The following is a 21,684-nucleotide window of genomic DNA, read 5'->3' on the forward strand; positions in this document are numbered from 1 at the left end:
CGTCGAATGATTTGGAACAGGTGGCATGATTTTGGTCTGGAGGGCTCCGGCTCAGTTGGTTGATGTTATGCTGCTTGGCGCTGATGGATCAAGCGCCGGTTCTTAATTGTCTGTGCTTTGATTTTCTCCCTTTCTGCCAGAATTTCTGGGCCTCGTCCGAAGTAGACGTCGGCGGGTGTCAGATTGCCGAGGCTTTCGTGGTAACGGTGGTTGTTGTAATGCTCGACAAAGGCGGAGATGGCGGCTTCAAGTTCGCCCTGCAGATAGTAGTTTTCCAGCAGGATACGGTTCTTGAGAGTTTGATGCCAACGCTCGATCTTGCCTTGCGTCTGCGGGTGGTTGGGCGCACCGCGGACGTGATCCATGCCATGTTTGCCCAGATATGTGGCAAGGTCGCCCGCGATATAACAGGGGCCGTTATCGCTCAGAAGTCGCGGCTTGTGCAGCACGGTGACGCTGTCGCAGCCTGATGCGGCCAGTGCAATGTCCAGCGTGGCGCTGACATCATCCGCCCCCATGTTGGTGCAAAGCTTCCAGCCCACGATGTAACGCGAGAAGTCGTCGAGCACGGTGGACAGATAGAACCAACCCCATCCGATCACTTTGAGATAGGTGAAGTCGGTCTGCCACATCTGGTTCGGTCGGGTGGTCTTGTCCTTGAACTCATCTGCGGCTTTGACCACGACATAGGCGGGGCTGGTGATCAGGTCGTAAGATTTGAACAATCGATACACGGAAGCTTCTGATACAAAATACTTTTCCGTATCAGTAAAGCGTACCGCCAGTTCCCTGGGAGAAAGGTCCGGTTCGTTGAGTGCCAAGTCTACAATCTGTTCCCGTACGGCATCCGGGATGCGGTTCCAGACCTTGGACGGCCGTGATGAGCGGTCTTCCAACCCCTCCGGGCCGTGCTCAACATAGCGATCATACCAGCGGTAGAATGTCGTGGGCGGCACCCCGATCTGGGCCAGGGTCCGGCGGACTGGAAGGTGAGATTGCTCGACGATCCGGATAATCTCGAGCTTTTCAGAAGCAGGGTATCTCATTCGTGGTCGCCCCCAGCCCCGGTCGTGTTTTTTTTAAGGATGCGGTTCTCCAGGGTCAGGTCGGCCACCACTTCCTTCAGGGCCATAGACTCGGCGCGCAGATCCTTCACCTCTGTGCTGGTTGCCTGACGGGCGGTGTCACCCGCCAGGCGCTTCTTCCCAGCCTCGAGAAACTCCTTCGACCAACTGTAATACAGGCTTTGCGCAATGCCCTCGCGACGGCACAGTTCGGCAATACTGTCCTCGCCGCGAAGACCGGCCAAAACGATGCGGATCTTCTCTTCTGCGCTGTGAACCTTGCGGGTCGCGCGGCGGATGTCTTTGACGGCCTTCTCGGCCTCAGCTTTCTTCGTCACGGGTTTCGCTTGCGCGGTCCTTCGGTTCTTGCTCATCTTCGCTCCATGAAGGCTACGATGAGCCAGAAACCCTCCGTTCCGCAAGATGCCTAAAATGTTCCATGGGTGCTGACGTCAGACACTCTACCGGATCGACATCGCGTCGAAACACACCGTGGCGTTTGCCTTGCGCTAGAACCTCGCTCAGCCGCGTGACAAGCACCGACTGGATATCAGCCGCATCGCTAAGCTGCGCGACCGTCTTGCCACCCATAAGGTTTTCCGAGTTCAGCAGCCGGATAAACCACGGTTTACGGCGAAAATGGTCCATTGTGAAATGGACCAGCTCGCGCACTGCCGCGCGCGGGTTGTTCGGGTCCAGTGCCAGTTGCGCCTCGCCCCGCCGGATTTGGACATAAGCCTCGCGCAATGCGGCGGCATAAATATCGTCCTTGCTGCCGAAATAATCGTAGATCATTGGCTTGGACACCCCCGCCCGCGCCGCGATCCGGTCAACCCTTGCGCCGGAATGGCCCATGGACGAAAACTCCTCAAGCGCGGCTTGCAGAATATCACCGCGTGTCCGCTCGGAATCGCGGCGGCGTTGCGGTGGGGGGGCATCGGTCATGGGCATGTCTTTCTATAGCGGCAAGGCACTATACTGGGCGCGACAGAAGATGGCCATATCACCCAAACAAGGGAAAATAACTTTCCCCCGCAGGCACCACAGCGCGCGCGGTGATGCTGTGCCGCCCTTTAATTCCGCAAATCCTCCGCAATTGGCAAGGTCACATCACCGCGCCAATCTGCCAAGGCAGAAACTCGTTGTCACCAAGGCCGAGCGCTTCCGATTTCGTCTGCTCACCGGATGCAACGCGCAGCACAGTGTCAAGGATTTCACGCCCCTTGGCCTCGGTCGACACGCTGTCCGAGACGATATCGCCGCAATTCACATCCATGTCGCCGTGCATGCTGGCATACAGCCGGTCATTGGTCGCCAGTTTGATCGTCGGCGCGGGTTTGGAGCCGAAGGCCGACCCCCGGCCCGTGGTGAAGACAACGACCTGACAGCCGCCCGCAATCTGGCCCGTCACGGACACTGGGTCATAACCCGGACTGTCCATAAAGACGAAACCGGGGGTTGTGATCTGTTCGCCATACGCCAGCACATCGGTCAGCGGGGTCTGTCCGGCCTTGGCCACCGCCCCAAGGGATTTCTCCAAAATGGTGGTCAGCCCGCCTGCCTTGTTGCCGGGCGAAGGGTTGTTGTCCATCGAGGCGCCATTCATGCGCGTGTAATCTTCCCACCAGCGGATGCGCGCGATCAGCTTCTCGCCAACCGCGGGGCTTGCGGCGCGGCGCAACAGCAGTGCTTCAGCCCCGTAGATTTCCGGCGTCTCGGCCAGAACCGCCGTGCCGCCCATGCCGACCAGCAAGTCAGAGGCAGCACCTAGTGCGAGATTGGCCGTGATGCCGGAAAACCCGTCGGAGCCGCCGCATTGCAGCGCCAGTCGCAGCGCTGAGGCCGGAACCTCCTCGCGCCGGGCGGCACCAACCTCGGGCAGGTGGTCGCGCAAGGCATCAACGATGCGGGCAATGGTGCGTTCTGTCCCGCCTGTGTCCTGAATGGTCAGGCCATAGAACCGCTCATCCCCGTCGCCATAGCGCGTCTTCAGGCGGGCCACCTGCATCACTTCGCAGCCAAGGCCCACGAACATCGCAGCCCCGACATTTGGATGCGCAGCATGTCCCCAGAGCACGCGTTCCAGATTGCCCGCGCCGGGGCCATCCGGGGCCATGCCGCAGCCAGTGCCGTGGGCAAAGGCAACCACACCGTCGATATCCGGATAGTCGTCTAAGATACCCGAGGCGTTCACCACTTCTGCCGCGCGGCGGATGACTGTGGCCGAACAGTTCACGGTGGCGACAAGCGCAAGGTAATTGCGGGTGCCGACCTGACCATTCGCCCGCCGGTAGCCGCGAAAGGTCAGGGCTTCGGGCGCGGGAATGGTCGCGCGGGCGGCTGCAAGGTCAACGCCGATTTGGTAGTCGGTGTCATGTGCGCCGATGGCGCAATTGTGGGAATGGACATGCGCGCCCGCGCAGATCGGGCGTGTGGCATAGCCGATGATCTGCCCGAATTTGATCACTGGCGCGCCCGCCGCATGGTCAACGCGCGCGATCTTGTGGCCGCGCGAGACTTGCACCTCCAACGGCTGGCCCATGCCCAAGGGCTGCTCGCCTGCGCGTGCGGCTTGGGTCAGGATCGCCACGCTATCCGCAGCGTGCAGGACGAGTGGGGCCGTGCCGCTGCCAAGGCTCATGGCGCGACCTTCGCTACCGCCACTTGCGCGCCGTGTTCCTCCAGCGTTGCCAGCGCGCGGGCAAGATCGGCGGCAAAGGTCGGGGTGTCGGCAAGGGCTTTGGGGAAGACTTCGCGCAGACCGAGGAAAGCCGTGACCTTCGCCTGAGCATCGGGGTTGGCCTCGCTGAGCGCGCGCAACCGCTCGGCCATCGGGTCACGCACGTCGATTGCGGCACCTGTCTCATCCACGCCACCAATGTAGCGTATCCATGCCGCCACAACGAGGGTCAGCCCGCGCGCGTCGCGGCCCGCCACAAGGTTCTCGGCCAGCGTCGCAAGGATGCGCTGCGGCAGTTTCTGGCTGCCATCCATGGCGATCTGCCATGTTCGGTGGCGGATTGCGGGGTTGGTGTAGCGCGCGAAAAGTGCCTCAGTATAGGCCGCAAGATCGACATTCGGCGGGGCTTGCAGGCTGGGCACAATCTCTGCTGTCCACAGATGACGGATGAACCGCGCAAGGACCGGGTCGGCCACAGCCTCTGCAATCGTCTCGTGCCCCGACAGATAGCCCAGATAGGCCAGCGCCGAATGCGTGCCGTTCAGGCAGCGCAGTTTCATATCCTCGAACGGGGTGACATCGGCCACCATCTCGACCCCTGCGGCGGCGAAATCAGGGCGCGCATGACCCACGAAATCATCCTCGACGCCCCATTGGCGAAACGGCTCATGCAGGACCGGGGCTGCGTCATAGACGCCTGTGCGGGTGGCAAGGCGCTCAATATCGCCCGCGCTGGTGGCGGGTACGATCCGGTCGACCATCGTGGCGGGGAAGCGGCCCTCGCCTTCGATCCAGTCGGCAAGGGCCGGGTCGATCAGGTGGGCCAGTTCCAGCACCACGCCGCGCACCATGCGCCCGTTCTGCGGAAGGTTGTCGCAGGTCAGCACCGTGAAAGGCGGCAGACCGGCAGCGCGGCGGCGGGCAAGCCCGCGCACCAGATAGCCGGGCGCTGAACGCGGGGCGTCCGGGTGGGCGAGGTCATGGACGATGTCAGGATGCGTGCGGTTGAGCGCACCCGTCGCAGGTTCGTGGCAATAGCCCTTCTCGGTGACCGTCAGCGTGACAATGCGCAGGCCGGGATCAGCCAGCAGGTCAAGCAGGCGGGCAGGGTTCTCGCGCGCGACGATGACATCCTGCACCACATCCACGATGCGCGTGGTCTCGCCCTCAGGGCCAAGTTCAACGGCGGTATAGGCAAAATCCTGCGGCGCAAGGCGGTCGCGCTGGTCGGGGCGCACAAGGCTGACACCAACCACGCCCCAGTCGCCGCCCGATGCCGTCATCGCCTCGTCGACATAAATCCCCACATGGGCGCGAAAAAACGCACCCAGCCCGAAATGGACAATGCCAATGCCCGGACGCGGGCCAGTGGGGCGGGTCAGACGCGGCACACTTTGGGGTTTAACGTGCAAGCCAGCCTCCATCCACAGGGATAATCGCACCGTGCATATACGCGGCAGCGGGGGATGCAAGGAAGACCGCCGCACCGGCGATGTCGTCAGGTTCGGCCCAGCGACCAGCGGGGATGCGGTCCAGAATGGCCTTGTTGCGCACCGGATCAGCGCGCAGGTCTTTCGTGTTGTTGGTCACAACATAGCCGGGCGCAATGGCATTGACATTGATGCCACGCCCCGCCCATTCACAGGCCAGAAGCTTGGTCAGCCCGGCAATCCCATGTTTTGACGCCGTGTAGGACGGCACGCGAATGCCCCCCTGAAACGACAGCAGCGAGGCGACATTAATGATCGCACCGCCCGCGTCGCGCGCGAAGGCAGCACGGGCAAAGCCTTGGGCGGTGAAGAACGCGGCCTTCAGGTTCACGTCAATCACCGCATCCCAGTCTTCTTCGGTGAAATCAACCGCATCAGCGCGCAGGATCGTGCCAGCATTATTGACAAGGATATCAACCGGGGGAAGACCCTCGAAGACGCGGCCCCCCGCCAGCGGATCGGCCAGATCCAGCGGGACAGCTTCGGCTGCGCCGCCAAGGGCATTGATCCGCGCGAGTGTCTCTGCGGGTTCGGAGCGACCGGCACAGAGCACGCGCGCGCCAGCCTCGGCCAGTGCTACGGCAATGGCCTGACCGATGCCGGTATTTGCCCCTGTGACAAGGGCCGTGCGCCCGTCAAGCGAAAACCGGTTCACCGCAACTCCTCCATCCCGACCATTTCAACATCGCGGTAATCGACATTGTCACCCGCCATTGCCCAGATGAACGTGTAATTCGCCGTGCCCGCGCCGCAATGGATCGACCATGGCGGCGACAACACGCCCTGTTCATTGGCGATCACCATAGACCGTGTTTCAGAAGGTTCGCCCATCACGTGGAAAACCCGCGCTGTAGGATCAAGGTCGATATATAGATAGGCTTCCATCCGGCGGTCATGGACATGGGCGGGCATGGTGTTCCAGACCGAACCGGGGGCAAGCTGCGTCATGCCGACGACCAATTGGCATGAGGGCATCACATCGGGATGGATAAACTGGTTAATCACGCGTTCATTCGATGTGTCGCGCGCGCCCAGTTCCACCTTTTTCGCCTCGTCAATCCGCACAAGCCGTGAGGGGTGTTTTGCATGGGCGGGCGCGGAGAGGATGTAAAAGCGCCCCTCCCCCTCGAATGTGACTGGCCCTGCGCCCATGCCCAGATAGAGCATGTCGCCGCGTTCCAACGTATAGGTGTCATCAGCGCGGACCTGACCTGTGCCGCCGATATTGACGATAACCATTTCGCGGCGGTCAAGGATGGACGGCGTGCCGCATTCCTTCACCTGATCCAGCGTGAGCGCGGCACCTTTTGGGACAGCCCCGCCCACGATCATCCGGTCGTAATGCGTATAGACCAGTCGGATTTCGCCATCGCGGAACAGATCGCCAAGGTGGAAGTTGCGGCGCAGCGCCTCGGTGTCAAAGCCCCGTGCGGTGGCGGGGTCGATGGCGTGGCGGGTTTCAACATGGAGCATCGGGATATCCTTGAGGTTCAGAGAAAATCATCGCGGCGGGGTGCGAAGCTGTCGATCAGCACCCCTTCTTCCAGTGCGCGGCAGCTATGCGCGGCACCTGACGGAACAGTGAAGGCGTCGCCCGGACCCACCTCGAACTCCCGGTCGTCAATCGTGAATGCAAAACGGCCGGACTGGACATAGGTGGTCTGGACATGTGGGTGGCTGTGCGGCGCGCCGGTGCCCCCCTTCTCGAACCGGAAGGCGACCAGCATCAGCGCGGGATCGTCGGCAAGCACTTGACGGGTCACGCTGGGACCAGAAGGGATTACAGGATAAGTCATGATATACCTCAGCGGAAAAGGGATGGCAGCCAGAGCGACAGCGCAGGCACATACGTGACCAGCATAAGTGTCGCCACAGCCGCGCCGTAGAAGGGCCAGATCGTGCGCAGGACCGTGCCGATGGGCACCTTGCCCACAGCGCAACCGACGAACAGCACGGCGCCCACGGGCGGGGTGCACAGGCCGATGCCAAGGTTCAGGATCATGATGATCCCGAAATGCACCGGGTCGATACCGAATGCCATAGCAACTGGCAGAAAGATCGGCGTGGTGATGACGATCAGCGGGCTCATATCCATGAACGTGCCCAGAAACAGCAGCATGATGTTGATCAGCAGCAGCACGATGATGGGGTTGTCGCTGACAGTCTGCATGAACAAAACGATGGCCGTGGGCACTTGCAGATAGGCCATCAACCAGCCGAAGGATGCCGCACAGCCGATGACCAATAGCACCATCGCCGTGGTGCGCACCGCACCCAGAGTGGCGGCAACAAAGGCCTGCCATGACAGCGAGCGGTACACCAGTACAGTGATGAAAATGGCATAGACCACAGCAATGCACGAGCTTTCCGAAGCCGTGAACACACCCGACCGCACGCCGCCGAAAATGATGCCGATCAGCACAAGGCCCGGAAGCGCAGAAACGAAGATCACGCCCAGCATTTGCAGGCCGGGGAACGTGCCCACCGGATAGCCACGACGCTTGGCCACGACCCAGGCAGTGACCATCAGCGACAACGCCAGCAGCATACCGGGGATGATCCCGGCGGCGAACAGATCCGCAATCGAGATGCGCCCGCCGCCTGCGATGGAATAGATGATAAGGTTGTGCGAGGGTGGTAGCATCAGCGCGATGATCGAGGACACCACGGTAATATTGACGGCATAGTCCGCGCCGTACCCGCGTTCCTTCATCTGCGGGACCATCAGGCCGCCGATGGCCGACGCATCCGCCGCCGCTGACCCCGATATGCCCCCGAACAGGCAAGACGCGACGATATTCACTTGCCCCAGCCCGCCCCGAAGATGCCCGACCAGTGCACCGGCAAGGGCGACAAGGCGGCGGGCAATATCGCCCCGCACCATCAACTCGCCCGCATAGATGAAAAACGGAATGGCCATCAGCGCATAGACCGACACCCCGGAATTGAGGCGCTGAAACACCACAAGCGGCGGCAGTCCGATATACATAACCGTCGCAATCGAGGCGATGCCAAGGCAGAATGCCACCGGCGTGCCGATCAGCAAAAGACCGGCAAAGGTGCCGAAGAGTATCCAGTGTTCCATCTCAATCCCCGGTAAGTTCGGTCTCGCCAAACCGGGCGGTGGGCAGGCCAACAAAGCGGCGCGCCACGCGTTCGAGCGAGAAAATCACCATCAGCCCGCCGCCAGTCAGCAGACCCAGAAAGGTTACACCGCGCGGCAGACCCAGGCCGGAAATGGTGTTGCTCCACGTACCTTGGGCAAGTTGCAGCCCGTAGAAGGTCATACCAAGGGCAAAACCTGCCACCAGCAGGTCCGAGATCGTGAACAAGACCGCCTTGACGCGCGTTGGCAGGATATAGAGCATGATATCAAACGACAGGTGATACCCCTCTCGGATGCCGACAGCGGCCCCCAGAAAGATGAACCACCCCATCAGCAAGACAGCGGTAACTTCGGTCCAGACGGGGGTTGCGTTCAGCACATAGCGCCCGAAAACCTGCCACGCGACAGCGGCGGTCATCAGCACCAGACCTGTGCCGGAAATCCACAATGCGATGCGCGCCACAACCGCCAGTTTTCGAGAAACGCCAATCACAAGTTGCTGCATAGGAAGCCTCCCGAAGGGAACCGTGCCGCGGCGCAAGGCGCGCCGCGGCAGATTTCAGGATTATTCGACCGCCTGAATGCGCTCGATCAATGTGCGCAGCTCGTCGCTTTCGGCGTGGCGCTCATAGACTGGTCCCATTGCTTCTTGGAACGGGCCTTTGTCGATTTCATTGACAGTGGCACCGGCGGCGCGGACATGCTCTTCGGAGGTGGCCTCTCGCGCTTCCCAGAGTTCGCGCTGATGGGCGACCGAGTCCTGTGCCGCTTCGCGGATGATTGCCTGATCTTCTTCAGACAGGGCGTCCCAGCTTGGTTTCGACATGACCAGAACCTCTGGCACGATCAGGTGTTCGGTCAGGGTGTAATACCCTGCCACCTCATAGTGACCCGAGCTTTCATAGGACGGCCAGTTATTCTCTACCCCGTCGATCACACCGGTCTGGATCGAGGAATATACTTCGCCATAAGGCATCGGCGTTGCATTGGCACCCAGCGCCCCGATCATATCGACAAACAGATCAGACTGGATGACCCGAATGCGCAGACCTTCCATGTCTTCCAGACTTTCGATCGGGCGCTGGCGGTTATACATGCTGCGCGCGCCCGCATCGTAGAAGGCAAGCCCGACCAGATTGTGGTCATCGAATTCGGCCAGAATTTCCTCACCAATCTCGCCATCCATGACAGCGCGCATATGTGCCACATCGCGGAAGATGAAGGGCATTGAGGGGGCTTTGGTCGCCTCGATCAGGTTATTGAACGGACCCATCGAGATACGGTTCAGGTCGATAACCCCGAATTGTGTCTGCTCGATGGTGTCGCTTTCCTCGCCCAGTTGCGCCGAGTGATAGACCTGAACGGCGATGCGGCCGTCGGTGCGCTCGGAAATCAGCTCTCCCATATATTCGACAGCGGCCACGGTGGGGTAGCCCGGCGGGTGCGTGTCGGATGACCGCAGAACGATGTCCTGCGCAAAGGCGGGTGCCACAAAGGCAGCCGACGCCAGCAGCGCCGCGCCAAGTGTTTGGTATTTCATGTCGTATCCTCCCAGATATGTACTTGGTTCAGAGACGGTAGGCCTGTTTTGCCAACCGGTAGGTGAGGTCATGCGCGACCTCATAGGCCTCGTCCTCGGCAAGCCGCCCTGTGGCGACCAGCGTGGCGAGATAGGCGCAGTCGACACGCCGCGCGACATCGTGGCGCGCGGGGATCGAGCAAAAGGCGCGGGTGTCGTCGTTGAACCCGACGGTGTTGTAAAAGCCTGCGGTTTCGGTGGTCAGTTCGCGGAAGCGCCGCATCCCCTCGGCGCTGTCAAAGAACCACCATGCAGGCCCAAGCCGCAGCGCGGGATAGACGCCCGCAAGCGGTGCAAGTTCGCGCGAATAAGCCGTTTCATCCAATGTGAAAAGGATCAGCGTCAGGCGCGGATCCATCCCGACCGCATCAAGCAGCGGTTTCAGCGCGCGCACATAGTCCGTCCGCATCGGGATATCGAAGCCCTTGTCGCGGCCATGGCGCGCAAAGACCTGTGATGAATGGTTGCGGAAAGAGCCGGGATGGATTTGCATCACCAGCCCGTCGTCAAGGCTCATCCGCGCCATTTCCGTCAGCATATGCCCGCGGAAAGCGTCGGCCTCCTCCGCCGAGCATTGGCCTGCGAGGGCTTTGGCGAAAAGTGCTGCCGCCTCAGATTGCGGCAGGTATTCGGTGCGCGCGCTGGGGTGGCCGTGATCGGTGCTGGTGGCCCCGCCGACCGCCTTGAAATAGGCGCGCCGGTTGCGATGCGCGTCCAGATAGCCCGCCCATGTGGTGGCATCGACCCCGGCGAGCGCGCCGAATTTTTCGATATTTGCAGCGAAGCCTTCAAATTCAGGGTCGATCACAGCGTCGGGGCGGTAGGCGGTGATGACCCGGCCCGTCCAGCCTGACGCAGCGATTTTCTGGTGCGACGCCAGATCATCCAGCGGGCTTTCGGTGGTTGCGATCACCTCGATCCCGAAGCGCTCGAAAAGTGCGCGGGGGCGAAATTCGGGGCGGCACAGACAATCGGCGATGTGGTCATAGACCCGGTCCGCACTGGCGGCATTCAGCCGCTCCTCAACGCCAAACACATCGACGAAGGCCTGATCCAGCCACATACGGCTTGGGGTGCCGCGAAACAGATGAAAATTCTCGGCAAAGCGGCGCCAGATTTTGCGACCATCAGTTTCTGTCGCCCCGCCATCGACACGGGGCACACCTAGATCGCTGAGGTCCACCCCCTGCGAACACAGCATGCGAAACACATAGTGGTCCGGGGTGACGAAAAGCTGCGCGGGGTCGGGAAAGGCCATGTCATCAGCGAACCAGCGCGGGTCTGTATGGCCGTGCGGACTGACAATCGGCAAGTCCTTCACGCTGTCATAAATGGCGCGGGCAAGCCGCCGTGGCGCAGGGTTCAAAGGGAACAGTCGGTCAGGGTCCAAAAAGGCTGGCCTTGCCACACGATTCATCTGATTCCCCCCTGATATCGCTTGCATCTAATCGACTAATATGCTAGTCTATTACAAACGTCAACCTTGGATTTCTTCATGCAAAACACCTTCTTCAGCTCGCTCGACACTCTGCGTGGCCCCTCTGCAACAGATCTGGTTTTCGAGGAAATCTACCGCCGCGTGGTCGAGTTCGAACTGCCGCCCGGCACCAAGCTTTCCGAACAGGAAGTCGCCCGGCAAATGGGCATTTCGCGGCAGCCCGTGCGCGACGCGTTCTTTCGCATGTCGCAGCTTGGGCTTATCCAGATACAGCCCCAACGCGCGACAACAGTTTCATTGATTTCCGTCGAAGCAGTCTTGCGCGCAAATTTCGTGCGCACGGCACTGGAAACCGAGATTGTGGAACGCGCGGTCGAGAACCTGACGGATGAAGCGATCGCCGAGTTGGCCGAGAATGTTGAAAACCAGCGGCACGCCGTGGCAGCGGCTGACCGCATCGGATTTCACGCGCTCGACGAGGCGTTTCATCAGCAGATATGCACCTGCGCTGGCCATTCCTATGTCTGGGCTGTTATCCGCGAGAACAAGGCCCATATGGACCGTGTCCGCTTGCTCAGCCTCGGGTTCAATGCGCCGAATGCCCTTGCCGATCATGAGAGAATTCTTGAAGCGCTGCGCGCGCGGGATGCGGCGCGCGCCTCGGGCGAGATGCGCATCCATCTGGCTGGCATCCTTGACCTGATCGAGCAAATCCGCGCTGAAAACCCGACAATGTTCGCGTCACAAGACAGATAATCCCCGCGCGACGCAGCCATCTGTCATGCTTGGTTTTTGCCATCCGCAAGTGCTTGAACCACTTTCCAGATGCCCTCATCCACGATGACACCCTGCGCCATGTGGTCTTGCCGCGTGCGCAGCGTGTTCTGGCCCGGATAGGTGACTTTGCCATTCGGCGCAATCGGGTCAGAGCCGTTCACATACTCGGCCATACCATCGACAATTTCCTGCATATGGGCGGCAGAGCCAAGGCGATCAGGGTCCAGCGCGATGAAGATTTGCGAGCATCCCGTGCAACTGCCCACACCGATCTGGTCGATCTGATGCGTCGCATTGCCTTCCGACAAGACCGCGGCCAGAACGTCCAGCAGGATTGTCAGACCAGACCCTTTCCAGAAACCGGTCGGCAAGATCCGGCGGGACGCCTCGATTGCGCCGGGGTCTGTCGTCAGATTACCCTCTGCGTCAAAGCCGCCCGGATAAGGCAGCTCTTCGCCCTTCAGCCGCGTGGTTTGCAACTTGCCATAGGAATATTGCGACATGGCCATGTCTAAAACCACATGCCCGCCCTTGCGCGGCACGGCCATGACCAGTGGGTTGTTGCCCACGCGTGTATCCGTGGCACCCCATGCAGGCATGCAGGATTCGGTGTTGGTCCAGGCGATCAGGACTTTGCCGCGATCTGCGGCGTGCCACCCAAAGGCCCCGCTGCGCATCCAATGCGTGGTGTTGCGCAATGCGGCAATGCCGACACCATGCGCGGCGGCGAGTTCCAGCGCGCGGTCGGTTGCGTGCAGGGCGTTCAGAATGCCCGGTCCGCGCTGACCGTCCAGAACTTCAACCGGGCCGGTCTGGCGCACATGGACCGGTTCCGCATCTGCATCGACCCAGCCTTCGGCCAGATGCTTCACAAAGCTTGGGACGCGGTTCAGCCCGTGCGAATAGACGCCGTCGCAACTGGATTGCGCATGAAACCGCGCGAGGGTTTGTGCCTTGTCGCTGGCCATTCCGGCATGCACAAAAGCGCGCGCGATAGTGTCTTCGAGTTGCTGAAATGGAACCCTGTGCATATTCTGCCCTGCCTTGCTGTGGAAAAGTGGCCTGTGATCCGATCTTTGCAGAACAGACCGGCTGCGAGTATAGGTTTCAATGGCCAGCCTTGGCCGGTCATGTCACAGCGGCAATAGCCTCTGGCACCAAAGCGCCGCGATGGCGGATCACATGGCGGCTTAGGGCGTGGCCTGCGCGAATGGCGGCCTCAGAATCAGCACCTTGCAACATCGCGGCCAGATAGCCCGCATTGAAACTGTCACCCGCCGACGTCGTGTCGACCGGCTGTTCGGGCACCAGATCGGTCAGCGCACCTGTCCCTGACGGGCCGGAATAGTACATCGGGCCGCCCCCATTCTTGACCACGACCTGCGCGGCCCCAAGCCGGTGATACCGCGCGATGGTGGCCTGCGGATCGGCATCGCCGAAATATGTGGCCTCGTCATCGAAGCTGGGCAGGATCAGATCGCTTTGCGCGGCGGCGCGTTCGATCTGGGCGCACATGGTCGGCGCGTCCGGCCACAATCGCGGGCGCAGATTGGGATCAAAGACCACCATTGCCCCGCGCTGGCGGGCCTCTTGCAGGGCGGTCATAAGGGTTGTGCGCGCCGCATCTGGCAAAATCGCCAGCGTGATACCGGACAGATAGAGCATCGACGCCTCTGAGAAGGCGTCCGTCAGGCGCTGTGGGTCATTGGCCAACCCGCGCGCGGCAGAATTATCGCGCCAATAGCTGAAGCTGCGCTCGCCATCTTTCAGCGTGATCGCATACAGTCCAATCTCGCGGTCTGGATCGCGGCTGACATGGGTGTTCCCGATCCCGGCTGCGTCCAGAAAGTCCAGCATACGCTGTGAAAACGGCCCCGTGCCCACGCGGGACAGATACCCCACATGCCACGCCTCGGGCAGCAATCCGCGCAGATACCACGCCGTGTTCAGCGTATCGCCTGCAATGCCCAGATGCCACGCATCAGGGGTGTCAGATTGCGAAAGCTCTATCATGGCTTCGCCGATGCAAAGAATGTGGCCAGAGGTCATGTCATGTCTTTCATTGCGGTTTCAGTCAGTGTCGCCAAAGCGGATCGTTCGGTCTGCACGGATACAGAGTTTCGTCAAATCCCTGCCCCGTTGACGGTGCAGCCCCCTTTTTCTGCCCGCCGCGCGGGTCGGTCGCTTGAGGCTGCTGGAACAGGGGAGAAAAATCATAGCTGTTTCATCATCATTTTATGCGCGGTCGTCAACACCACCACACGTATAACTGGCATACTAGACGGATAATTTTTCCACCCAAAGCGCCGCTTATCGAATGAATTAGAACAGGCGGCGCTGTTCTGGTTCGGATATGGAACAATTTACACTTGCATTGGCGCAGGGGCGTTCAGGACACCTGCGCCCGCCTGCCCCCCTTGCCCGCGTGGCCGTCATCTGCCAATATCCACCAAACACCCCGACAACAGAGCCAACGTGCGCCTGATAGACCCCTCTCACCCTTTCTATCGCCCCAAATGGCGCCGCTACCTATTGGTGGCAGTGCCCTTTGTCTGGGCAAGTGTGGAATGGTCTCAGGGCAACACGATCTGGGCATATCTTGCTGCCGCGATTGGCGGGTATCTGGCGTGGCATCTGGTGTTGAACTGGCGTTCTGACAGCGCAGACTAGTCCTGCGATTCACTCGATTTGCGGATAAAGCCGGATAAGCTTTGTGCGCGCGTCTTGAGTTGTGAACTGCCAGTTGGTTTTGGCGCGTTGGGAGTTGCGATTTGTTGTCCATGCATCGACTTCGGCCTTCAGCATAGTTTTGTCCGGGATGCGCCGGGCCAGACATTGGCGAGCGAGGACGCTGAGTTCACATTCAGCGATGTTGAGCCAAGACCCATGTTTTGGCGTGTAGTGCCATTCGAACCGTTGTGCGATGCGGCGCGCTTGGGCAGGCGGGAAAGCCTCGTACAGCGATGCAGGGTTGTGGGTGTTCAGATTATCCTGCACGAGATCGATCTTTTCGGCATAGGGAAAGTGGAGATCAGCCAGATCGCGCAGGATATGGGCATAATCGATGGCAGTGCGTCGATCGCGTATCTCGACGTGGCGCCAGCCCTCCAGAGGAGCGAATAACATGAACAGGCTGGCGACACCTGCGCGTTCATATTCGTAGTCATGGCGCGCCTCGCGCCCTGGCTGCATGGGAATGGGTGTGCGGGTCTCACGGGTCAATTGTTTGCTGGTCTCGTCCAGACAAACCAGCGGACGGTTTTGATCGTGTGGACGGGTGTAGACGTCCAGCACATTCTCCATGGCCGCCACGAAACCAGCGTTGGCTTTGGGTGGGATTACCCAGTACCGGTTCCGGTGCGGTTTGAGCGCGTTTTTTTAAGCGTGCGTTGGATTGTGGTATCACTGGCCTGCTCAACAATGCCCAGTTCGACAACCCGCTTTTCCAACAACCTGAGTGTCCAGTGCGTATATCCTTCGGGTGGTTCGGAACAGGCAAGCGCGATCAGCTTGGCCTCGGCTTGCCCATCGAAGATCCGAGGTTGTGAAAGCGACGCTGGAACTTTGCGCGCTAAAGTCGCCTCAAGCCCTTCCTCCACAAGTTGGCGCCGGGTGCGGAAAACAGTCGAGAGACTGGTCTCTAATGCCTCGGCAATGCGCGCATCTTCCCATCCCGGGCCATCAGAGGACACATCCGCCTTCAGCAAAATCCGCGCCTTCAGCAGTCTGTAGGCGGCTTGCCGACCCGTTCTGATCATCCCTTCAAGGTGTTCACGCTCCTCTGTCGTCAGTCGAACTACATACTTCGGCTTGCACCCTCTTGTCATCATCTCACCCCCAGAAAGCTGCTACGCTCCACAGAGATTCAGAAAAAATCAAAGCTGTCAAATACCCCGAAGCGAGGCACTAGCCTGCGGGCAAATCGACTGGCTGGCCGCTCTCGCGCGAGGCTGTCGCCGCATCCGCCATAATCTGCGCGCGAAACCCGTCGACAATTCCGGGGTCTGCGCTTGCCCCGCCGGTTGCTGCCGTGATGAAGGCGCGCATCTCGGCCAGATAGGCGGCCTCGTACCGCTCCAGAAAGAAATGCTGCGCCGGGTCGCGGCGAAACCCCGCATCGGTGGCAATTTCGACAGTGCTTTGAAGCTGGTTCTCGGCGCGCAGCATACCGTGTGCGCCATGCACCTCGATCCTCTGGTCATAGCCGTAAGATGCCCTGCGGGAATTGGAAACCTGACAAATCCGCCCGCTTGCCGTGGTCAGGATCACGGCGGCAGTATCCACATCCCCCGCAGCCCCGATTGCAGGGTCAACGAGCGCGCTGCCCACCGCATGCAGGCGGATAAATTCTTCCCCCATCAGAAAGCGCGCCATGTCGAAATCATGGATCATCATGTCCCGGAACAACCCGCCGGAACGTTCGATATAGGACACAGGCGGCGGCGAAGGGTCACGCGAGGTGATGGTGACAAGCTCCACCGCGCCGATATCCCCGGCCCTGATCCGCGCGCGCAGGCTTTCAAAATTCGGGTCAAACCGGCGGTTGAATCCGGTCATGAAGGGCACGCCTGCGGCACTGACAGCCTTCATACAGGCGCGGATATTGTCGACCGACATATCAATCGGCTTTTCGCAAAAGATTGCCTTGCCGTGCTTGGCCGCCCCCATGATCTGTTCAAAATGGCTGTCCGTTGGCGTGCCGATGATGACCGCGTCGATATCTGACGCCGACAGGATTGCATCCACATCGCGCACCTCTGCGCCACGCGTCTTGGCCAGCGCTTGCGCCGCAGCAGGCACAGCATCAGCCACCGCCACCACCCGCGCGCCGTCCAGCGCCTTGATGCTGCGGGCGTGCACCTGCCCGATACGCCCGCATCCCAACAGACCAATTCTCAGCATCTCAGACCCTCCCCGATGCGCCCAGACCCCGGATGACCGCGCGCGCGGCCTCCATAACCGGATCATGTGTTTCGCTTAATATTGTCACCCTGTCAAAGCGCGCAGCGTCGGCATTGACCGCAGCGCGCAACGCTGCCCCAAAGGCCATGCGCAATTCGGTGCCGATGTTGAATTTCGCAATGTTCGAGCCCGCCGCAAGGGCCGCACGCTGCGCATAGGGCACGCCAGAGCCGCCATGAATGACCAGCGGCACCTGCGTCAGCGCCTCGATCGCGCGGATGCGGGCCTCGTCCAAGCCCCCCTCATGGTCGGTTTGCAGATGCACATTGCCCACGGAAATCGCCATGGCATCAACGCCACTATCACGGGCAAAGATCGCGGCTTCTTCAGGGTCGGTTCCGGCAGAGCCTTCGCCGCCCGAATAGCCAACAAAACCGATCTCGCCCTCGCAGGAGATACCCGCCGCATGGGCCATCGCCGCCACTTGCGCGGTCTCGTTAATGTTCTGCGCCAGGGGCTTGCGCGAGCCGTCATACATCAGCGAGGTGAACCCTGCCTCCAGCGCTTCGCGGCATTCGTCCAATGTATAGCCATGATCCAGATGCGCCACCACGGGCACATCGACACTGGCGGCCAGATTGCGGAACATCGCGCCCAGCACCGGCAAGGGCGTATGCGCGCGACAGCTTGGCCCGGCTTGCAGGATCACAGGCGCGCGTTCGGCCTGCGCGGCCATGACATAAGCGCGCATGTCTTCCCAGCCCAGACAGACCAGACCGGGCACGGCATAGCCCCCTTTTAGCGCGGGTTGCAGCACATCTGACAGAGTTGCGAGGGTCATTTGAACTTTGCCACCATATCCATGATTCCGGGGATTGTGTGCAGTTGGGCCGCATGTGTGGGCTGGAAATACTGCTTCAGGCTGCGCTGCGACTGCCCGCCAAGGATGGTGAAATAATACATCTCATAGCCCGGCAGCACGCAGCAGGGATGATAGCCCTTGTCGATCAGCACGGTTGATCCATTGACGATGTGGTAGGCATCCCCCGGTTCATTATCGACCCGTTGCAGCATTTGCAGCCCCGACCCATAGTCGGGCTTGAAGCGGAAATTGTAGCATTCGTCATGGCGCGTCTCGTCCGGCAAGCGATCCGTGTCATGCTTGTGACTGGGAAAGCCCGACCAACCGCCCGCACCCACTGTGAACAGTTCGCTGACCAGCAAACGCCCCACGCGGTCATGATGCGCAGCCCCAAGGATGTGTTTGATCTTGCGGTGTGTCTTGGTGTCGTCGCTGCCATATTGCACGACGTCCAGATCGCCCGCGCGCACGGCGAAAGGCGTCATCGTTTCCGCGAATTGCGCGCCTGCAATGAAGACCTCTGTATCCCTCAGCGCGGTGATGCGCGCGCCCGTATCTGTCGGGACATAGACCCCTTCGGGTTCGCCATCCCAGACATCCGCGCCGCGCTGGCCGATGTCTCTGAATGTATCGCCGCCCGTTTCCACGCTCACCGTGCCAGTAGCCGGAACGATGCAGGTTTCATAGCCCGGTACGCGGTAGTCAAACTGCGCGCCTGCGTTCAGCCTGACGATGTTGAAATAGACCAGCGGAACATGGGCGTCATTCACATCGACAATCGGTTGGTTCTTGTTGTCATGGGGTGCGATATGCATGGAAGTGTCCTTTCAGGCCGCGTTTGGGTCGGCATGATGCTTGAGGAAATCCTCAAGCTCTTGGGTTGTGGGCATGGCAGGCGCGCAGCCGACCCGCGCCACCACCATTGCCGCCGCAGCAGAGCCTTGCAGCACAGCCTCGCGCACAGGCAGGCCATCCGCCAGACCGGCCACAAGCCCGCCCATGAAACTGTCGCCTGCGCCCGTCGGTTTCAGCGCTTCGGTGCGGTAAATGCCGGTTGTGATTTCGCCCTCAGGCGTGATGGTGATCGCGCCCTTTTCGCCCATCTTGTAGACAGCCAGCCGCGCGCCTTGGGCGACCAGTTCGCGCGCCTTGTCCAGCCCGCGCGCATAGTCACCGGCCATGAAGCCGAATTCCACATCATTGCCGACAATCACATCGCACATGGCCCCGGCGCGGGAATAGACCTCTGCCGCCACTTCCGGCGATGGCCATGAATAGGGGCGGTAGTCGATATCAAAGATCAGGGGCAGGCTCGCCGCCTTGGCCAGTTCAAACCCCCTGAACGCGGCAGAGCGCGAAGGTTCTGCCGCGAAGACTGTGCCTGTAGTGATCAACGCATCATAGCGGCTGTAATCCACCGCCTCGACATCGGCCATCATCATCTCGAAATCAGCCGCCCCGTTGCGGTAGATGACCGATTGATGGTCCTCGATCCGGCTCTCCACCACAGCAAGCGAATTGCGCGCCTCGCCGCCCACAGAACGCACATGCGCGCGGCCAATACCGTATTTGTCCAACTCGTTCAGAGCAAAGCGGCCGATGGCGTCATCCGACACGCAAGTGACAAGGTCCGCGCTGCCCCCAAGCTTGCAGATCGCCACCCCGATATTCGCGGATGACCCCCCAAGGCAGGCGACGAAATGCGTGGCATCTTCGGTTCTGGTGCCCGGCGGGTCGGGATAAAAATCCATGCCCGCGCGCCCGATGATGACGAAGCGATTGCCCTTAAGCTGCATGCTACACCCCCTGCCGCTGCTTGGCGCGTGTGGCCTCAATCTCGGCATGTTTGGCGCGCACATTGGCATTGTCAGAGGTTTGCGGCGTGCCGACCTCCCACCACGCATGGCCTCCGGTCGTCCAGCCCTCGTAAGCGTCCACCTGCATGACGATCACCGTGGTCTTGTCGGACGCTTTCGCGCGGGTAAAGGCCGCGCCCAACTCGGTCGGGTTGGCGACGGTCACAGCATCGGCCCCCATGGACCGCGCATGCGCCTCAAAATCCACGGCAAACGGCTCTGGCACTGTCGGGCAATCGGCGATCAGGTTGTTGAAACTGTCTTGTCCGGTGTTGTTTTGCAGCTTGTTGATGACCGCGAAACCGCCATTGTCCAGCACCAGAATGATCAGCTTCTTCTGCGTCAGGACAGAGGAGTAGATGTCTGAATTCATCAGCAGATAGCTGCCGTCGCCCACAAGGACGATGGTGTCTTTATCCGCCTCGCCCTCGGCCTGCGCGATGCGCGCGCCCCAGCCGCCGGCAATCTCGTATCCCATGCAGGAAAAACCGAATTCCACATCTACTGTGCCCACATCCAGCGTGCGCCAGTTCGCGGTCACTTCGGCGGGCAAACCACCTGCCGCCGTCACCACGCGGTCGCGCGGATCACAGAGCGCGTTCACCACGCCAATGGCCTGCGCGTAGCTGTTGGGGCGGTTTCCATGCGCCACATTCTCCGCGACATAGGCATCCCATGTGCGCCGCTCACCTTGGGCGCTGCGCGTCCAGCCCTCCGGCGCGCGATACCCGCCCAAAGCACGGCCCAGCGCCGTCAGTGCCAGCTTTGCATCGCCCACCACCGGCAGGGACAGGTGCTTCATCGCATCATGCCGCCCCACATTCAGCCCGATCAGCCGCGCGTCGCCAGCAAAGGCCGTCCATGATCCGGTCGTGAAATCCTGCAACCGCGTGCCCACGGCCAGCACCACATCGGCCTGTTCAGCGATTGCGTTGGCGCTGTCCGATCCGGTCACGCCGATGGGGCCGATATTCAGCGGATGCGTAGCCAGCAGGTTTGCGCGCCCCGCGATGGTCTCAACCACCGGAATGCCATGCGCTTCGGCAAAAGCGGTCAGTTCGGCCACAGCGCCGGAATATTGCACGCCCCCGCCTGCGATGATCATGGGGCGCGCAGCACCTGCCAGAAGGGCCGCCGCTTCCGCCACCTCGGCCATATCCGGTGCTTGCCTGCGAATGCGGTGCACTCGGCGGTCAAAGAAGCTTTCGGGGTAGTCATAGGCCCAGCCCTGCACATCCTGCGGCAGGGCGATAAAGGCAGGGCCGCAATCTGCGGGGTCCAGCATTGTGGCCAATGCGGCAGGCAGCGACTGGATCACTTGCGCCGGATGCGTGATCCGGTCCCAGAAGCGGGACACAGCCTTGAACGCATCATTCACGCCCAGCGTCGGATTGCCGAAATGCTCCAATTGTTGCAGCACCGGATCAGGCAGGCGCGTCAGGAACGTGTCACCGCACAGCATCAGCAGGGGCAGGCGGTTGGCATGGGCAAGTGCCGCCGCCGTCAGCAGATTGGCCGTGCCCGGCCCCGCGCTGGCCGTGCAGAACATGAAGCGGCGGCGCAGATGGTATTTCGCATAGGCCGCCGCCGCAAAGCCCATGCTCTGCTCGTTCTGGCCCCGGTAAAGCGGCATCGTGTCGATATGCGGATACAGCGCTTCGCCCAGACAGGGCACATTGCCATGCCCGAAAATGCCAAAACCGCCGCCGCAAATGCGTGTCTCGACACCGTCAATCTCGATATACTGGTTCAACAGGTAGCGTGTGATCGCCTGCGCTGCTGTCTGCCGGATGGTGCGGGCTGTCACGGTCATGTCTGTCCTCCCCTTCTCGATCTGCGCGGGTTCTTGCGATTACCGGTTGCGCGCTGTTGAGTCAGAGGATAACAATTTTGCAACCGGTTGCAAGCCGAGTCACGCAAAGCGAAGGAC

21 protein-coding genes are annotated in these 21,684 nt (G+C 61.0%); 2 read left to right on the forward strand and 19 right to left on the reverse strand.

Going from position 1 to position 21,684, the window contains the following annotated elements:
* Positions 1 to 65: 65 nt before the first annotated feature.
* The 11 genes from BD293_RS14710 to uxaC form a co-directional block, all read right to left on the reverse strand.
* Positions 66 to 1,438 (reverse strand): IS3 family transposase gene (locus tag BD293_RS14710; protein ID WP_142082932.1). Its coding sequence is split into 2 segments (ribosomal slippage): positions 66 to 1,081 and positions 1,081 to 1,438, totalling 1,374 coding nucleotides; the frame shifts between segments, so codons are not numbered across the junction.
* A gap of 16 nt (positions 1,439 to 1,454) precedes the next feature.
* The gene (locus BD293_RS14715; RefSeq protein ID WP_211841039.1) at positions 1,455 to 2,009 is read right to left on the reverse strand and encodes a TetR/AcrR family transcriptional regulator; all 555 of its coding nucleotides are present in this window, start codon (positions 2,007 to 2,009) and stop codon (positions 1,455 to 1,457) included.
* 160 nt (positions 2,010 to 2,169) lie between these two features.
* Positions 2,170 to 3,705 (reverse strand): UxaA family hydrolase, encoded by a 1,536-nt coding sequence (locus BD293_RS14720; protein WP_142082938.1) that lies wholly within the window; start codon positions 3,703 to 3,705, stop codon positions 2,170 to 2,172.
* Positions 3,702 to 5,168, reverse strand: coding sequence for a mannitol dehydrogenase family protein (locus BD293_RS14725; protein ID WP_142084634.1), 1,467 nt, complete (start codon positions 5,166 to 5,168; stop codon positions 3,702 to 3,704). Before BD293_RS14725 ends, BD293_RS14720 begins: the two co-directional genes overlap by 4 nt.
* Entirely contained in the window at positions 5,146 to 5,889 is a 744-nt protein-coding gene (gene kduD / locus BD293_RS14730) for a 2-dehydro-3-deoxy-D-gluconate 5-dehydrogenase KduD (protein WP_142082941.1), read from the reverse strand. The genes BD293_RS14725 and kduD overlap by 23 nt, the downstream gene beginning before the upstream one ends.
* Positions 5,886 to 6,707 (reverse strand): 5-dehydro-4-deoxy-D-glucuronate isomerase, encoded by an 822-nt coding sequence (gene kduI / locus BD293_RS14735; protein ID WP_142082943.1) that lies wholly within the window; start codon positions 6,705 to 6,707, stop codon positions 5,886 to 5,888. Before kduI ends, kduD begins: the two co-directional genes overlap by 4 nt.
* A gap of 17 nt (positions 6,708 to 6,724) precedes the next feature.
* Positions 6,725 to 7,030 (reverse strand): cupin domain-containing protein, encoded by a 306-nt coding sequence (locus BD293_RS14740; protein WP_142082945.1) that lies wholly within the window; start codon positions 7,028 to 7,030, stop codon positions 6,725 to 6,727.
* Positions 7,031 to 7,038: 8 nt separating this feature from the next.
* A complete protein-coding gene (locus BD293_RS14745) occupies positions 7,039 to 8,319 on the reverse strand; it encodes a TRAP transporter large permease (RefSeq protein ID WP_142082947.1) in 1,281 nt (426 codons plus the stop codon).
* Between the two features lies 1 nt (position 8,320).
* Positions 8,321 to 8,845 (reverse strand): TRAP transporter small permease, encoded by a 525-nt coding sequence (locus BD293_RS14750; protein ID WP_142082949.1) that lies wholly within the window; start codon positions 8,843 to 8,845, stop codon positions 8,321 to 8,323.
* Positions 8,846 to 8,905: 60 nt separating this feature from the next.
* Positions 8,906 to 9,880, reverse strand: a complete 975-nt coding sequence (locus BD293_RS14755) for a TRAP transporter substrate-binding protein (RefSeq protein WP_142082951.1) — start codon at positions 9,878 to 9,880, stop codon at positions 8,906 to 8,908.
* Positions 9,881 to 9,908: 28 nt separating this feature from the next.
* On the reverse strand, positions 9,909 to 11,336 hold the full coding sequence (gene uxaC, locus BD293_RS14760) for a glucuronate isomerase (RefSeq protein ID WP_142082952.1): 1,428 nt from the start codon (positions 11,334 to 11,336) through the stop codon (positions 9,909 to 9,911).
* 78 nt (positions 11,337 to 11,414) lie between these two features.
* Between uxaC and BD293_RS14765 the strand changes: the two genes are divergently transcribed.
* Positions 11,415 to 12,113 (forward strand): GntR family transcriptional regulator, encoded by a 699-nt coding sequence (locus BD293_RS14765; protein WP_142082954.1) that lies wholly within the window; start codon positions 11,415 to 11,417, stop codon positions 12,111 to 12,113.
* 23 nt (positions 12,114 to 12,136) lie between these two features.
* Here the strand turns inward: BD293_RS14765 and yiaK are convergent, their stop codons facing one another.
* Positions 12,137 to 13,165, reverse strand: a complete 1,029-nt coding sequence (yiaK, locus tag BD293_RS14770) for a 3-dehydro-L-gulonate 2-dehydrogenase (protein ID WP_142082956.1) — start codon at positions 13,163 to 13,165, stop codon at positions 12,137 to 12,139.
* Between the two features lie 97 nt (positions 13,166 to 13,262).
* Positions 13,263 to 14,183 (reverse strand): sugar kinase, encoded by a 921-nt coding sequence (locus BD293_RS14775; RefSeq protein ID WP_142082959.1) that lies wholly within the window; start codon positions 14,181 to 14,183, stop codon positions 13,263 to 13,265.
* Positions 14,184 to 14,609: 426 nt separating this feature from the next.
* Between BD293_RS14775 and BD293_RS14780 the strand changes: the two genes are divergently transcribed.
* Positions 14,610 to 14,804, forward strand: coding sequence for a hypothetical protein (locus BD293_RS14780; RefSeq protein WP_142082960.1), 195 nt, complete (start codon positions 14,610 to 14,612; stop codon positions 14,802 to 14,804).
* A 9-nt stretch (positions 14,805 to 14,813) separates the two neighbouring features.
* Here BD293_RS14780 and BD293_RS14785 read toward each other — a convergent pair.
* From BD293_RS14785 to iolD, 6 genes are all read right to left on the reverse strand, one after another.
* Positions 14,814 to 15,961, reverse strand: a protein-coding gene (locus BD293_RS14785; RefSeq protein ID WP_142084307.1) for an IS630 family transposase whose coding sequence is annotated in 2 segments (ribosomal slippage) — positions 14,814 to 15,514 and positions 15,514 to 15,961 — 1,149 coding nt in all. Because the reading frame shifts where the segments join, the coding sequence is not laid out codon by codon here.
* Positions 15,962 to 16,040: 79 nt separating this feature from the next.
* On the reverse strand, positions 16,041 to 17,036 hold the full coding sequence (gene iolG, locus BD293_RS14790; RefSeq protein WP_142082962.1) for an inositol 2-dehydrogenase: 996 nt from the start codon (positions 17,034 to 17,036) through the stop codon (positions 16,041 to 16,043).
* 1 nt (position 17,037) lies between these two features.
* Positions 17,038 to 17,877: a class II fructose-bisphosphate aldolase gene (locus BD293_RS14795; RefSeq protein ID WP_142082964.1), complete on the reverse strand. Its 840-nt coding sequence runs from the start codon at positions 17,875 to 17,877 to the stop codon at positions 17,038 to 17,040.
* A complete protein-coding gene (locus BD293_RS14800; protein WP_142082966.1) occupies positions 17,874 to 18,713 on the reverse strand; it encodes a 5-deoxy-glucuronate isomerase in 840 nt (279 codons plus the stop codon). The genes BD293_RS14795 and BD293_RS14800 overlap by 4 nt, the downstream gene beginning before the upstream one ends.
* 12 nt (positions 18,714 to 18,725) lie before the next feature.
* Positions 18,726 to 19,694, reverse strand: a complete 969-nt coding sequence (gene iolC / locus BD293_RS14805) for a 5-dehydro-2-deoxygluconokinase (protein ID WP_142082968.1) — start codon at positions 19,692 to 19,694, stop codon at positions 18,726 to 18,728.
* A gap of 1 nt (position 19,695) precedes the next feature.
* The gene (iolD, locus tag BD293_RS14810; protein ID WP_246086316.1) at positions 19,696 to 21,567 is read right to left on the reverse strand and encodes a 3D-(3,5/4)-trihydroxycyclohexane-1,2-dione acylhydrolase (decyclizing); all 1,872 of its coding nucleotides are present in this window, start codon (positions 21,565 to 21,567) and stop codon (positions 19,696 to 19,698) included.
* Between the last annotated feature and the right edge of the window lie 117 nt (positions 21,568 to 21,684).

The organism is Roseinatronobacter monicus (genome assembly GCF_006716865.1).
Lineage (GTDB): Bacteria > Pseudomonadota > Alphaproteobacteria > Rhodobacterales > Rhodobacteraceae > Roseinatronobacter > Roseinatronobacter monicus.

Bases quoted from the DNA above. Each gene is read 5' to 3' on its own strand.
- BD293_RS14715 (WP_211841039.1), bottom strand. From the start codon at position 2,009: ATGACCGATGCCCCCCCACCGCAACGCCGCCGCGATTCCGAGCGGACA.
- BD293_RS14720 (WP_142082938.1), bottom strand. From the start codon at position 3,705: ATGAGCCTTGGCAGCGGCACGGCCCCACTCGTCCTGCACGCTGCGGAT.
- BD293_RS14725 (WP_142084634.1), bottom strand. From the start codon at position 5,168: ATGGAGGCTGGCTTGCACGTTAAACCCCAAAGTGTGCCGCGTCTGACC.
- kduI (WP_142082943.1), bottom strand. From the start codon at position 6,707: ATGCTCCATGTTGAAACCCGCCACGCCATCGACCCCGCCACCGCACGG.
- BD293_RS14740 (WP_142082945.1), bottom strand. From the start codon at position 7,030: ATGACTTATCCTGTAATCCCTTCTGGTCCCAGCGTGACCCGTCAAGTG.
- BD293_RS14745 (WP_142082947.1), bottom strand. From the start codon at position 8,319: ATGGAACACTGGATACTCTTCGGCACCTTTGCCGGTCTTTTGCTGATC.
- BD293_RS14750 (WP_142082949.1), bottom strand. From the start codon at position 8,845: ATGCAGCAACTTGTGATTGGCGTTTCTCGAAAACTGGCGGTTGTGGCG.
- BD293_RS14755 (WP_142082951.1), bottom strand. From the start codon at position 9,880: ATGAAATACCAAACACTTGGCGCGGCGCTGCTGGCGTCGGCTGCCTTT.
- uxaC (WP_142082952.1), bottom strand. From the start codon at position 11,336: ATGAATCGTGTGGCAAGGCCAGCCTTTTTGGACCCTGACCGACTGTTC.
- BD293_RS14765 (WP_142082954.1), top strand. From the start codon at position 11,415: ATGCAAAACACCTTCTTCAGCTCGCTCGACACTCTGCGTGGCCCCTCT.
- yiaK (WP_142082956.1), bottom strand. From the start codon at position 13,165: ATGCACAGGGTTCCATTTCAGCAACTCGAAGACACTATCGCGCGCGCT.
- BD293_RS14775 (WP_142082959.1), bottom strand. From the start codon at position 14,183: ATGACCTCTGGCCACATTCTTTGCATCGGCGAAGCCATGATAGAGCTT.
- iolG (WP_142082962.1), bottom strand. From the start codon at position 17,036: ATGCTGAGAATTGGTCTGTTGGGATGCGGGCGTATCGGGCAGGTGCAC.
- BD293_RS14795 (WP_142082964.1), bottom strand. From the start codon at position 17,877: ATGACCCTCGCAACTCTGTCAGATGTGCTGCAACCCGCGCTAAAAGGG.
- BD293_RS14800 (WP_142082966.1), bottom strand. From the start codon at position 18,713: ATGCATATCGCACCCCATGACAACAAGAACCAACCGATTGTCGATGTG.
- iolC (WP_142082968.1), bottom strand. From the start codon at position 19,694: ATGCAGCTTAAGGGCAATCGCTTCGTCATCATCGGGCGCGCGGGCATG.
- iolD (WP_246086316.1), bottom strand. From the start codon at position 21,567: ATGACCGTGACAGCCCGCACCATCCGGCAGACAGCAGCGCAGGCGATC.